Origin of the sequence: Streptococcus oralis subsp. tigurinus, from assembly GCF_002093545.1 — a bacterium.
Classification (GTDB): domain Bacteria; phylum Bacillota; class Bacilli; order Lactobacillales; family Streptococcaceae; genus Streptococcus; species Streptococcus oralis_C.
On sequence record NZ_LNVF01000006.1, the window covers coordinates 17,253 to 30,519 of the forward strand.

Here is a 13,267-nt window from a genome sequence, read left to right on the forward strand (position 1 = left end):
ACTCCTAATACCTAGGATAAGGATAAAACTCCCCCTCTTCCAAGCCTGCTTTCCCTTCTTCAAAGACTTCTTGGTTCCATTCCATGACAAATTCTTCTGCTTCTGGGTCTTCCAAAAAGTCCATGAGCGCATCCAGCCCAACCTCGGCAGTATCTTTTAGGAAAAGCGCAAAATAAGCTAAAAACTCGCGAGAGAAACCTTTCTTAGGTAGATAAGGGATGACCGTTAAATAGTCTTCTTTAGTGACTGTTGACTTGGCAGGATTGTAAAAAAGTACTGCTTCCTCGAAGAGGATATCATCTGACGAAACCTCTCCGTCTTCATCCACCATCTCCACACCTGCAGCATTTTGCGCTTCCAATAGAAAACTCACTTCAACCGCGTGGTTGCGCTTATCCCAGCTAATCTCAAAGTCAAAAGGAAAGTTCTTGTCCAATTCTTCCTCTAAAACATCTAAAAATCCATATGTTGCCATTTTGTCCTCTTTCTATGCGACTCTTAAATCGCCCCGATTACTCAGAATTATGCTAAAATAGATACTACCATCTTACCACATATACATCAGAAAATCCATGTTAGAAAGGACTGCTATGCCTGACAATCTTGCGCTTCGCATGCGCCCGAAAACCATTGACCAGGTCATCGGTCAGAAACATCTGGTCGGCCCAGGAAAAATCATCCGCCGCATGGTGGAGGCCAACCGCCTGTCATCCATGATTCTCTACGGACCTCCGGGTATCGGAAAAACCAGTATCGCTTCAGCCATCGCTGGAACGACCAAGTATGCCTTTCGGACCTTCAATGCCACTGTTGATAGTAAAAAACGTCTCCAAGAAATCGCTGAAGAAGCTAAATTTTCTGGTGGATTGGTCCTGTTACTGGACGAGATTCATCGTCTTGATAAGACCAAGCAAGACTTTCTTCTGCCACTCTTGGAAAGTGGTCTGGTCATCATGATTGGCGCTACGACTGAAAATCCTTTCTTTTCTGTCACTCCAGCCATTCGTAGCCGTGTTCAGATTTTTGAATTAGAACCCTTGTCTAACCAAGACGTCAAAGAAGCCATTCAAATCGCTATATCTGACACTAAACGTGGTTTTGATTTCCCAGTAGAACTAGATGAGGATGCCCTTGATTTCATCGCAACATCTACTAATGGTGATCTCCGTTCTGCCTTTAATTCACTAGATTTGGCTGTTCTCTCTACTCCCGAAAATGACAAGGGCACCCGCCATATCACTCTTGATATCATGGAAAATAGCCTGCAACGGAGCTATATTGCCATGGACAAGGACGGGGATGGGCACTATGATGTCCTTTCTGCCCTGCAAAAATCCATCCGCGGCTCGGATGTGAATGCCAGTCTCCACTACGCAGCCCGCTTGATTGAAGCTGGGGATCTTCCTAGCCTCGCTCGCCGCTTGACTGTGATTGCTTATGAAGATATCGGCTTGGCCAATCCTGAAGCGCAGATCCATACTGTAACTGCTCTAGATGCTGCACAAAGGATTGGTTTCCCAGAAGCTCGCATCCTCATTGCTAATGTTGTGATTGATTTGGCTCTTTCTCCAAAATCCAACTCAGCCTATGTGGCTATGGATAAGGCACTTGCTGACCTCAAAACATCAGGTCATATCCCCATTCCACGACACCTGCGTGATGGTCACTACAGTGGGAGCAAGGAACTGGGCAACGCCCAAGATTATCTCTATCCACACAACTATCCTGGAAATTGGGTCAAGCAAGACTATCTGCCAGAAAAAATCCAAAATCACCACTATTTTACTCCAAAAGATACCGGCAAGTACGAACGTGCCTTAGCCCAACGCAAGGAAACCATTGATAAATTAAGAAACTTGTGAAATCCTTTTCAAAAAAAATAAATTTTCCTCTTGAATTTTTTTAAAAAAGTGGTATCATATAAATATAGAAACGCTGTGGTGTACGACTTCACACTTAAGTGTTGACCGACTATTTTTTGTATTATTAGGGAAACAAAAGTCTTCTAACAGCATGTAGGCCGTCTCACACGGAAACAGCTTCAGTTAGAGCGAGTTGCCCACCTGCTTAATTGCGCGGGTTCAATACAAACCGTGAAGTTTCGGCACCAATACAGCTTTTTATTTGCCTTCTTAGCTCAGTTGGTAGAGCAGTAGACTCTTAATCTATGGGTCGCAGGTTCGAGCCCTGCAGGGGGCATCTACATACAACAGGAAAAGCCTTGACTTCAAGGCTTTTTTTGCTTATCTGAACGAAAATTCTAGCTCAGTGTCTTCTATTTTTTAAATAATAGAGACTCTAGTTCGATTATAAGGAATTCCACTTTTTAACTGTTCAGTTTTTATCACCTATAGCCATTCTTAGTTTACTAGGAAAGAATGTAAGATACTTGACAGGCTGCCTCTTTTTCAGTAAAATCAAACTGAACATTGTTCATCAAGGGGTAATCAAATGAATACTGTAGTAACATCAAGGGAGAAAATCTTACAAACTAGTCAAGAGCTGATGCAACAGCAGGGCTGGTCTGCTGTCAGCATCCGTTCAATCGCAACTGCCTGCGGAGTCTCTGTAGGTGCCATCTATAATTACTTTGACTCCAAGGCAGAGTTAATAGGGGCTACAGTGGAAAGTGTTTGGTGCGAGATTTTTCACCGCCCAGAAGATGCTACTGTATTTGAAGATATTCAGGTTTGTATTACTTGGATTTACAATCGGATGGCTTACGGTTGCAAGCAGTATCCAGGATTTTTCACTCTGCATTCCTTAGGTTTTCTGCGAGAAGAAAAATCTGATGGCAAACGACGGATGCAACAGACTTGGCAACACATTTTAAACGGTTTGTGTTCTGTCTTGAAAAAGGATACAAAAATTCGGTCAGATGCTTTCACAGAAGACTTTACTCCAGAGAAATTTGCGGATGTCCTATTTTCCCTTATGCTCTCTGCTCTTCTCCGACAAGACTATGACCCATCTGCTGTCCTGGAAATTATTCGCAGAACACTTTATTAGAATTCCCACTCACTTGTGGGAATTTCGTATGTAATTAATTGAACATCGTTCATTAGGAGGTATTACATGAAAGTAAAACGGAATACATTGTTACTGCTGGCCTGCCTTGTTTGGAGTCTAGCTGGTTTCAATATTCTTCGCATTGGACTTTTAGCCTATCCGGCCCATCATGGCATTGTGAATTATCTACTAACCGCACTGGTTTTTACGATATTCCAATTCCTTATTTTTGGCAAGCTGGTAAAAAAACACACGGCAAGGATTCAGGCCTATCAAGAAGAAAAATATTTTTTCCTTAAATTCTTTGATGGCAAATCCTTTGCAATCATGGCAACGATGATGACCTTTGGCATTTGGCTACGATCAAGTGGATTTGCATCAGAACAGTTTATTGCCTTTTTCTACACAGGATTGGGAGCGGCACTTCTCCTGGCAGGCCTACTATTTGGTCTCAACTTCAGCCAAGCCGTCTTTGCCAATGAAAATTAGCAAACACAATCCATTAGAAGAGGAGGACAGACTATGCAAGCAATTGTCGAAACACTTTTTGATTCTGTTTATCTAGTATCAGTTATAACAATTGGAATGCTGATGATTCCCAAAACCTGTGCCTATGTTTGGATAGTACTGATAGGTTATTTTGCGATGAAAAAAGAATGTGAATAAAGGAATGATGACATGAAACGATACATGAATGCCTCTATACTCTACGCTATCCTTGCAATGGTTGGAGGAGTATTTTACCGTGAGTTTACTAAATTCTATGGTTTTATTGACAGAACCTCTCTCGGGTTCGTGCACACACACTACTTTCTGTTAGGTATGGTCTTCTTTCTTCTGCTACTCCTGCTGGAAAAAAACTTTTCCTTTAGTGGAGCGAAAACTAGTCGGATCTTAATTTTCTATCATATCGGTCTCAATCTAACCGCAGTGATGCTTGCAGTTCGTGGTGTAACCCAGGTGCTAGGAATGGTTCTCCCTTCTAGTATCAATGCTACTATCTCTGGGGTCGCCGGAATTGGACATATTCTCCTGAGTGTTAGTTTGATCCTCTTACTCTTGCAGATTAAGAGAAGCCTATCAGACAATATCCAGTAAATGACACTTTGATATTTTTAATAAATATACGCCTATTCAGCATTAAGCAGACAGTCACCAAGAGGAGGCTGTCTTTTTTACTGAGCGAGAGTTAAGAATACAGAGCGAACTTTCCCATTTTATTTTGTTTCTTTCGATACTTTCATGATGTATTTTCGTATAGGTTCTTCAACCATCTGAACGATTTCAAATCCTTCTTTTTGATAGATATCTTTGGCTCTTTGATTTGCCTCGTAGACATTTAGAGAGATACTATCTATGTCTTCATTTTCAAAGGCCAAACTAACAAATTTCCTTAAAGCCCGGCTACCTAAGCCTTGCCCCTGTTTCTGGGGGTTGATAAAAAATCTCCCGATATGAAGATTCCTGTCTTCTAGCCTGATTTTCTGGATAAGCCCCACAAACTCTTGTCCATCAAAGATTGAAAAGATTCCTTCCAAATCTTGCAAGATTTGAATTGTTAAGGGAAAAGGAATCATTGTTCCCATCCATTGTTCTTGAAAGGATTTGCCAAGGGAGTTGGACCATTGGCATACGAGCTGAGCATTTTCTGTGCTCACATTTTCTTCAAAACGAATTGTCATCTTGACCTCACCATCTTATCAATGTTTCTTTATTATACTACTTCTTCTATTTTTTACGAATAGATAAGTATGATTGATCTTTATTTTTTTCTTGTCGGGAGCATTTTCGCTTCTTTTCTAGGTTTGGTCATTGACCGTTTCCCTGAGCAATCCATTATCAAACCAGCTAGTCACTGCGATTCTTGTCAGACTCGCTTGCGTCCCTTAGATTTGATTCCGATTATCTCTCAAGTAATTGGTCGCTTTCGCTGTCTCTACTGCAAGGCTCGCTATCCTATCTGGTATGCCCTCTTTGAACTCGGCTTAGGAATCCTCTTTCTAGCTTGGTCTTGGGAGTGGATTTCCTTGGGGCAAGTCATCCTAATCACTGCTGGTTTGACCTTGGGCATCTACGACTTCCGTCATCAGGAATATCCTTTACTAGTCTGGCTGACGTTCCATCTAATCCTCATGGCTTTCTGTGGTTGGAATCCGATTATGGTCTTCTTCCTTGTTCTCGGAATTTTTGCTCATTTTATCGATATCCGTATAGGGGCAGGTGATTTTCTCTTTCTGGCTTCTTGCGCGCTCATCTTTAGTGCGACAGAACTACTCATCTTAATCCAGTTTGCTTCTGCAACAGGGATTTTAGCCTTTCTCTCGCAAAAGAAAAAGGAAAGACTTCCTTTCGTGCCTTTCCTCTTACTGGCTACTTGTTTGATTATTTTTGGTAAGCTAGTAATTCTCTGATAATCCTGCTCTCTTTTATGGAGGGCTTTTCAATTAAGTGAAATTTTCCAGTTAAATTACTTTCTCAATAAAATTTCGAATAGTGGATAAACCATCTGGTGTTCCAATACTTTCTGGATGGTACTGGAAACCGTAGATAGGCAGGTTCCTGTGCTGAATTCCCATAATGACTTGATCATCCGTCGACCGAGCTGTAACTTCAAAATCTTCAGGTAATTCCTCCACCATAAGACTATGGTAACGCATGACTGAACATTTGTTCTCTATTCCATCATAGAGAATGGATGGAGCTTCAAATTGTAGCTGACTTTGTTTACCGTGCATGACCTTGGGAGCTAAGCCGAGTTTTCCACCGAATGCCTCAGCAATAGCCTGATGTCCAAGACAAATCCCCAAAATTGGTTTTCGGCCTGCAAAATCTCGAATCATTTCCTCCATCTTTCCAGCATCAGACGGCCAACCAGGTCCAGGGGAAAAGACAAGGGCATCCGCCTTTTCTGCAAACTCATAGAGACGAGAATCATCATTTCTCAGCACTTCGATAGGAGCAAAATTCCCTATATACTGAGCCAGATTGTAGGTAAAGGAATCATAGTTATCAATCAATAATATCACTTTTTACTCCTGTTTGATTGCTTGCAAAACGTATCTTTATTTTTTAGCTTCAAGGTAGTCTGCAATCGCAGCTACGTCCTTGTCTCCACGACCAGAGACATTGATGATGATAATCTCATCTTTACTTAGTTTCGGTGCACGTTTTACCGCTTCTGCGATCGCGTGCGAACTTTCGATCGCTGGGATAATCCCTTCAGTCTTGCTGAGAAGGAGCAAGGCTTGAACAGCTTCTTCATCTGTCGCTGCTACGTATTCCACGCGACCTGAATCTTTAAAGTAGGCGTGTTCTGGGCCAACCCCTGGATAGTCCAAACCAGCTGAGATAGAGTAAACTGGCGCTAGCTCTCCATCTTCCTTAAAGACTGCATAAGTCTTCATACCGTCGACAATTCCGACACTACCTTTTGTCATAGTGGCTGCGTGCTTGTCTGTGTCAAGTCCGTGACCGGCAGCTTCGACCCCAACCAATTTGACTTCTTCATCAGCCACATACTGTGAAAAAGCACCGATGGCATTGGAACCACCACCTACACAGGCAATGACGTAGTCTGGTAAACGGCCTTCTTTTTCCAAGATTTGACGGCGAGATTCTTCACTGATGACCTTTTGGAATTCATGAACAATGGTAGGATAAGGATGAGGGCCTACAGCAGATCCCAAAACGTAGAAAGCTTCAAGGTCATTCATCCATGCTCCAAAGGCTGCATCAACCGCATCCTTAAGAGTTCGGGTCCCCGTTTCAACTGCATGAACGGTCGCTCCCATCATCTCCATACGGAAAACATTGAGACGTTGACGCTCCACATCTTCTGCCCCCATGTAGACATCACAGGCCATACCAAACTTGGCTGCAGCAGCTGCTGTCGCAACACCATGTTGACCAGCTCCTGTTTCTGCGATCACTCGTTTTTTACCCATACGTTTGGCAAGAAGAATTTGCCCTAAAACGTTGTTGAGTTTGTGAGAACCAAGGTGGTTAAGGTCTTCACGTTTAAGATAAATCTTAGCTCCACCTAGGTGGTCTGTCAAACTTTCCGCAAAATAGAGTGGTGTTTCGCGACCAGAATAATCCTTCAAGTAATGGCGAAATTCTGCCAAAAATTCTGGATCATCCTTGTATTTGTCAAATGTCACTTCCAACTCATCCAACAAAGCCTGAATCGGCTCCGGTACAAAACTTCCACCAAATTGTCCAAAATAACCTTTAGTTGTCATAAAATTTTCCTCTTTCAGTATTGATTTAAAGATATGAAAAAAGCCCACACACAGAAAACAATCTGTGTGAGGGCGTTGGTAACGCGGTGCCACCTCAATTATAAAGGGACTATTCCCCTTTACATCTCTGCCTTGTCTAACAACAAGTTGCACTGTAAGGTGTGCGCACCGAATTTTCATTGTTTCAAATTCATTTTTAAAATCAGCCCACTTTCACTACTTCCAACCACCTGTTCACAATCACCACAGGCTCCCTGAAGATCGAATATAGTTACTTTTCTGATTTATTGAGAATATTATATGTTATTGTTCTATCTTTGTCAAGATTTTTTTATGATTTTTTTCCTGAACCGAGTATTTCTTCGGAAATTCTCACCAAAGTCTGAACGATATAATCAACCTCATCATCACTTAATTTTGTATGAAGAGGGAGCGTAATTTCATTTTCAAAGAAGGCATAGGCTCTTGGATAATCTGCTATATCAAAACCAAGATTCTTATAGGCTGTCAAAAGAGGAAGTGGTTTGTAGTGAACATTACTTGCGATTCCTGCCTTGGCCAATTCTTGGATAATACGATTACGCTCTTCTAGACTAGCACCTTCTACATGGGTGATGTAGAGGTGACGACAAGATTCGACAGTATCAGTCTTGTGTGCCAGTGGGTGAATACGAGTACCCGCAAAGCCACGATTATAGCGATCCACGATGTCCTTACGACGTTGTAGCAAACCAGGGTAACGATCCAATTGTACCAAACCTATCGAAGCCATGATATCCGTCATGTTGCACTTATAGGCTGGTGTTACGATATCGTACTCCCATGAACCCAATTGCATCTTAGCAAGAGCATCCTTAGTCTGACCATGAAGGGAAAGGATTTGGAATTCCTTGTACATTTCTTCGTCGTCAATCGCTGGATTGGCCTTCCAAGTCGCACTTCCTCCCTCAGCAGTTGTAAAGTTTTTAACGGCATGGAATGAGAAGGAAGTAAAGTCAGCGATAGAACCAGCTGGTTGCCCTTTGTAAGTAGATCCCAAAGCATGGGCACTATCAGAGACAATCACGATACGGTTAAAGACCTTTTGCCACTTGCTTGAAGCAGTAAAGAGGTCGCGTTTCTTCTCCACAATTTGGAATAAACGGTCATAGTTGCAAACAATCCCTGCAAGGTCTACTGGGATGATGACCTTAGTCTTTTCAGTGATGGCTTGCTCAAGAAGGTCATAGTCCATCTCAAACGTATCTGCTTGGATATCCACCATGACAGGTGTTGCTCCTACGTGTGTGATGACACTACATGAAGCTGTATAAGTCATAGCTGGAACGATGACTTCATCACCAGGTCCCACTTCCAAAACACGTAAAATCAACTCAAGAGCGGCTGTCGCAGAGTTGAGGCAGACAGTCTTAGGCGTCTGTGTGTATTGGGACAAGCGACGCTCCAGTTCTTTTGTCTTAGGACCTGTTGTGATCCAACCAGAACGCAGGGTATCTGCTACTTCAGCAATTTCAGCTTCAGTGATATCGGGCGGTGAAAATGGAATATTGTAATTTGGCATTGATTTGCTCCTTTTATCTGTACTCATTTTCTCATGACTACTTTATTTTAGTACCTCAAACACGGTTTGAAACATGATTTTGATGTCTCCAAGGAAACTAAACTCTCGGAGATAGGCGAGGTTATAGCGCATCTTTTCAGGAAGGACATGTTCGACATAGGCCTGGTCAACCGACAAACCTTTCTCCGTCATTTGACTGATGATGGTGTCCTCATCCTTGTAGTTGATACTGGCTGGAGAGGTAATCCCTGCTGGCAAGAGCAAGGTCGCCATCATTTCAGGGCTATACTGCTCGGTGTAGCGTGGCACCTCAGGTCTTGTCCCAACAAAGGACATCTCGCCTTTAAGGACATTGACCAGCTGAGGCAGTTCGTCCAAGCGCACACGGCGGATGAAATTTCCAACCTTGGTAATGCGGCTATCGTTAGCAGAAGTCACCAGACTTCCTTTTTTATCCGCATCCGTTACCATAGTACGGAACTTCCAAATCTTGAACGGACGGTTGTACTGGGTCACGCGCTCTTGCTTGTAAATGACAGGTCCCTTGCTATCCAACTTGATCCAAATGCTCAAGATAAGAAAGATGGGAGAAGTCAAAATTAGCAAAAACAGGGCCAGAACCCAATCCAGGCAACGCTTGAAAATCAGCGAACCCTTCCTTTTAGAGACAAGCTGGTAGTAAGACTCAACCTCGCTTGATTGCATTTCCACGGGCAAGTCTTCCCATTTCAGCATGCTGTTTCTCCTTTGTTTTTATTATACTATTTGTCAACATTTTTCATTATACCACAAAATGGAAAAGGCGGTGCAAGAAATCTGTAATTTAAAGAATTTCCTTCTTATACTCAATGAAAATCGAAACGCAAACTAGGAGGCTAGTCACAGGCTGCTCAAAGTACAGCTTTGAGGTTGCAGATAAAGCTGACGTGGTTTGAAGAGATTTTCAAAGAGTATTAGGACATGGCTCCAGCCTGCAAGCTATACATCTTGTGATAGGTTCCTCCTAAGGCCAAGAGTTCCTCATGGGTTCCACTCTCAATGATGCGCCCCTTATCCAAGACATAAATGCAGTTGGCGTCTTGAATGGTAGAAAGGCGATGAGCGATGGCAATGGTCGTCCGACCCTGTCTCATCTTAGCTAGGGAATCTTGAACCAAACTTTCTGTTTCAGAGTCAATATTGGCTGTCGCTTCATCCAAAATCAAGATTTTAGGCTGACTTGCGACTGTTCTGGCAAAGGCAAGAAGCTGACGCTGTCCAGTAGAAAAGCTCGAACCACGCTCAGACACAGGTGCATCATAACCCTGCGGAAGCTCCTGAATAAAGGAATCTGCATCCACAAAGGCAGCCGCAGCCTGTACCTCTTCATCACTAAGATCTTGGTACATGGCGATATTGGACTTGATAGTCCCGTGATAAAGGAAGGGATCCTGCAAGACCAGACCGATGTTCTTTCTCAGCTCTTCCTGACTGTAGTCCCTAATATCCACACCATCCAAGAGAACTCGGCCTGACTGAAATTCATAAAAACGCATGAGGACATTGATAATCGAAGATTTCCCCGAACCTGTATGACCTACAAAGGCAATGGTTTCGCCCTTGTTAACTGAAAAGGAAATATCATCCAGAATCTGGTGTTTACCGTCATATGAGAAACATACATGTTCAAAACGAATATTGCCTTCTTTGACCTCGGCCTGGCCGTTTTCTTGAAGGGGTTCATAGGTCCTCTCGTCGATCAGAGCAAAGACACGGCCTGCAGACACCATGGACGTTTGAAGGATTGAAAAGTTTTGCGTCACCTCAATCAAGGGGTCAAAGAGACGATTGATATACTGGATAAAGGCATACATGGTTCCTGCTGTTATTCCCAGATAAAGCCCACGGTAGCCAAAATAAGCCATCAAAACAGCGTAGCCTAGGAGTTTCAGCAAACTCATGGCAGGACGTAAAAAGAGGGCGTCCAAGGCTACAGAACGGTTGGCATAGACCAAGTGTTCTTGGTTGATTTCATCAAATTCTGCCTGCAGGCGCTTCTCTTGATTGAAGGCTTGGATAATTCTGATCCCTTCAATACTTTCTGCTAGCTTGCTATTGATATCCGACAAGAGACTTCTGGTTTTTTCGATGATTTTCACTGACTTTTTCCGATAGAGATTGACCAAAAGGAAAATCAAAGGAAGAAAGAGCAAGACTAAAGCTGTCAAACGAAAATCCAGCACCAACATGGTATACAGAGTTGTCAGAAAGATGAAAACTGCTGAAATAAAGCTGGATAAAATCCCTGAAAACATATCACTGATGGTCTCGGTATCATTGGTCAAACGAGAAACGATGGAGCCTGCTGGCGTCTTGTCAAAATAAGACATGCCGAGTTTCTCCATATTGGCAAAGGCATCGCGACGAATATCTCTGACAATACTGTAGGACACCCGCGCAAAGAGAAGATTTCCGACATACTGGACCAGAGTTTGTAGGATATAGAGGCCATAGTAGGCCAGCAAAACGGTCACGGCCAGTTGATTAAGATTGCTGAGGTACTGGTCGATAAAGTGGGAAGCCACAAGGGGAATGACACTTTTAATGACCGTAGTCGCAAGGAGAAAACTGAGTGCCAAAAAGGTCAGGAGGCCATAGGGCTTGAGATAGGACATCAAGCGCGTCAATACAGCCCATTGTTCTTTCTTATTCTGCATCTTCTTCTCCTTTCATTTCCAACTGCTGAGACTGGTAGGTTTGGGCATACCAGCCATCCAGAGCCAACAAATCTTCGTGTTTTCCACGCTCGATAATTTGGCCATTTTGTAGAACCAAGATTAGATCTGCATGGACAACCGCACTGAGACGATGTGCTGTGATGATAGTTGTCTTATCCTTCCGCGTCTCCTTGAGATTGTCAATAATCGCATACTCCGTCTTAGCATCCACGGCGGACAAGGAATCATCTAGAATCAAAATATCAGGGTCTAAAATCATAGCCCGACTCATAGCCAGACGTTGCTTTTGACCACCTGAGAGACTGACCCCTTTTTCACCGATCAACGTATCAAAGCCCTGAGGCATGTCCACAATATCTTGGTAAACTTGGGCTAGCTTAGTCGCTTCCTCAACCGTTGAAAGGGGCAAATTAGGATTTCCAAAGCGGATATTGTCTAAGATAGAGGCCGCAAAGAGAAACTGATCCTGAGGAACATAGCCCATGAGACTGCGAAGGTCTGTCAGGCGATAGCTCCGAATATCGTGACCGTTTAGGTAAATAGCTCCCTTATCCACATCGTACTCACGCAAGAGGAGCTTGATTAAGGACGTTTTACCAGAACCTGTCTGCCCGACCAAGCCTAGAGTTTGCCCTTTTTCCAGACTAAAGTGAATATCCGTCAGTGTCTCCTCATTTTCAAAGGCAAAGCTGTCAATGGCGTACTCCAAACGTCCATTTTCGATACCGTCCAGAGGAAATTCAGGGTCTTTTACAGGTGATTCCTGAGACAAAAGATCCTCAATCCGCTGATAGGACACCTTCCCTCGCTGAGTAATATTAAAGAGGAAACCAATAGCCATAAGAGGCCAAACCAACATATCTAGGTAGCTGATAAAGGTAACCAGATTCCCAACGGTGATTTGCCCTTTCTGAACCATCAAAGAACCGACCAAAAGAGTTAAAACGTAGGACGAACCAACAAACAATAGAACCATAGGGTCAAAGAGACTATCGTATTTCATGGTTTGGAGATTCTTTTGGAAGGTCAATTCATTAACTGCCTGAAAGGACTTCAGCTCGTCCGCCTGATAACCGAAAGACTTGCTTACTTTGATACCTGATACAGACTCCTGTACCTTATTATTGAGTTCAGAAAAGGCTGCTTGGGATTCTCCGAAAGCCTTATGAGTCTTTCTCCCTAGACGACTGGTCGAATAAGCCATGAAAGGCAGGGGAAGAATGGCAACTAGAGTCATTTGCCATGAAATGCTACAAAGCATGGTCAGCAAGGTTACTAAAGCCGTGATAGAGGCATCGACCGCAGACATGACTCCGCCACCTGCGAGACGAGTTAAGGCATTGATATCGTTGGTGGCGTGTGCCATCAAGTCCCCCGTTCGATAGGTCTGATAAAAGGCTGGCGACATCTTGGTAAAGTGCTCAAACAAGCGAGAGCGCATAATCTGACCGAGTCGGTAGGAAGTCCCAAGGATATACATGCGCCAAACATAGCGCAGATAGTACATACCAAAGGCTGCTAGCAGTAGATAAAATAGATTAAGAAGGAGGTCCTGATGGGTTAATTGCCCCCCAGTAATGGCGTCAATCACCCGTCCCATGACCATGGGGGGAATGAGATTAAGGACAGAAACCAAGACCAGGGCCACAATTCCGACTAGGTAACGGCGCTTTTCTAACTTGAAAAACCACCAGAGTTTTTGAATAATGGACATAAAATCCCTTTCTGATTGCAAATGG

Annotated in this window: 14 protein-coding genes, 1 tRNA gene and 1 other annotated feature; of the genes, 7 read left to right on the forward strand and 8 right to left on the reverse strand. The window is 43.3% G+C overall.

The features are described from left to right. Window positions 1-4 precede the first annotated feature (4 nt). The gene (locus tag ATE34_RS07375; protein ID WP_061598108.1) at window positions 5-475 is read right to left on the reverse strand and encodes a DUF3013 family protein; all 471 of its coding nucleotides are present in this window, start codon (window positions 473-475) and stop codon (window positions 5-7) included. A 115-nt stretch (window positions 476-590) separates the two neighbouring features. On the opposite strand from ATE34_RS07375, the gene ATE34_RS07380 reads away from it, so the two are divergent. The 6 genes from ATE34_RS07380 to ATE34_RS07400 all read left to right on the forward strand — a co-directional run bounded on the left by ATE34_RS07380 (window position 591) and on the right by ATE34_RS07400 (window position 4,107). Then, the gene (locus ATE34_RS07380) at window positions 591-1,862 is read left to right on the forward strand and encodes a replication-associated recombination protein A (RefSeq protein WP_061598107.1); all 1,272 of its coding nucleotides are present in this window, start codon (window positions 591-593) and stop codon (window positions 1,860-1,862) included. Between the two features lie 264 nt (window positions 1,863-2,126). Continuing rightward, window positions 2,127-2,199: transfer RNA gene (locus tag ATE34_RS07385), tRNA-Lys, on the forward strand. Window positions 2,200-2,451: 252 nt separating this feature from the next. Next, window positions 2,452-3,009, forward strand: coding sequence for a TetR/AcrR family transcriptional regulator (locus ATE34_RS07390; protein WP_061598106.1), 558 nt, complete (start codon window positions 2,452-2,454; stop codon window positions 3,007-3,009). Between the two features lie 66 nt (window positions 3,010-3,075). Then, on the forward strand, window positions 3,076-3,498 hold the full coding sequence (locus ATE34_RS07395) for a hypothetical protein (RefSeq protein ID WP_061598105.1): 423 nt from the start codon (window positions 3,076-3,078) through the stop codon (window positions 3,496-3,498). Window positions 3,499-3,531: 33 nt separating this feature from the next. Next, window positions 3,532-3,675 carry a hypothetical protein gene (locus tag ATE34_RS11090; protein ID WP_180382686.1) on the forward strand — a complete coding sequence of 48 codons (144 nt, stop codon included), beginning with the start codon at window positions 3,532-3,534 and terminating at the stop codon, window positions 3,673-3,675. Window positions 3,676-3,687: 12 nt separating this feature from the next. Beyond that, on the forward strand, window positions 3,688-4,107 hold the full coding sequence (locus tag ATE34_RS07400) for a DUF2871 domain-containing protein (protein ID WP_061598104.1): 420 nt from the start codon (window positions 3,688-3,690) through the stop codon (window positions 4,105-4,107). 119 nt (window positions 4,108-4,226) lie between these two features. Here ATE34_RS07400 and ATE34_RS07405 read toward each other — a convergent pair whose 3' ends face one another. Continuing rightward, window positions 4,227-4,691, reverse strand: coding sequence for a GNAT family N-acetyltransferase (locus ATE34_RS07405; protein ID WP_084911475.1), 465 nt, complete (start codon window positions 4,689-4,691; stop codon window positions 4,227-4,229). A 69-nt stretch (window positions 4,692-4,760) separates the two neighbouring features. On the opposite strand from ATE34_RS07405, the gene ATE34_RS07410 reads away from it, so the two are divergent. Further along, on the forward strand, window positions 4,761-5,420 hold the full coding sequence (locus ATE34_RS07410; RefSeq protein ID WP_061598102.1) for a prepilin peptidase: 660 nt from the start codon (window positions 4,761-4,763) through the stop codon (window positions 5,418-5,420). 51 nt (window positions 5,421-5,471) lie between these two features. On the opposite strand, the gene ATE34_RS07415 is transcribed toward ATE34_RS07410, so the two are convergent. The 6 genes from ATE34_RS07415 to ATE34_RS07440 form a co-directional block, all read right to left on the reverse strand. Then, a complete protein-coding gene (locus ATE34_RS07415) occupies window positions 5,472-6,035 on the reverse strand; it encodes an aminodeoxychorismate/anthranilate synthase component II (protein WP_061598101.1) in 564 nt (187 codons plus the stop codon). A gap of 36 nt (window positions 6,036-6,071) precedes the next feature. Next, window positions 6,072-7,250, reverse strand: coding sequence for a tryptophan synthase subunit beta (gene trpB / locus ATE34_RS07420; protein ID WP_045592556.1), 1,179 nt, complete (start codon window positions 7,248-7,250; stop codon window positions 6,072-6,074). A gap of 65 nt (window positions 7,251-7,315) precedes the next feature. Then, window positions 7,316-7,547: a binding site (T-box leader), on the reverse strand. A gap of 34 nt (window positions 7,548-7,581) precedes the next feature. Then, window positions 7,582-8,811 carry a DegT/DnrJ/EryC1/StrS family aminotransferase gene (locus ATE34_RS07425; RefSeq protein ID WP_061598100.1) on the reverse strand — a complete coding sequence of 410 codons (1,230 nt, stop codon included), beginning with the start codon at window positions 8,809-8,811 and terminating at the stop codon, window positions 7,582-7,584. A gap of 42 nt (window positions 8,812-8,853) precedes the next feature. Further along, window positions 8,854-9,546, reverse strand: coding sequence for a sugar transferase (locus tag ATE34_RS07430; RefSeq protein WP_084911476.1), 693 nt, complete (start codon window positions 9,544-9,546; stop codon window positions 8,854-8,856). Between the two features lie 218 nt (window positions 9,547-9,764). After that, window positions 9,765-11,507: an ABC transporter ATP-binding protein gene (locus ATE34_RS07435; RefSeq protein ID WP_084911477.1), complete on the reverse strand. Its 1,743-nt coding sequence runs from the start codon at window positions 11,505-11,507 to the stop codon at window positions 9,765-9,767. Beyond that, window positions 11,497-13,242, reverse strand: a complete 1,746-nt coding sequence (locus ATE34_RS07440) for an ABC transporter ATP-binding protein (protein ID WP_084911478.1) — start codon at window positions 13,240-13,242, stop codon at window positions 11,497-11,499. The genes ATE34_RS07435 and ATE34_RS07440 overlap by 11 nt, the downstream gene beginning before the upstream one ends. Window positions 13,243-13,267: the final 25 nt, after the last annotated feature.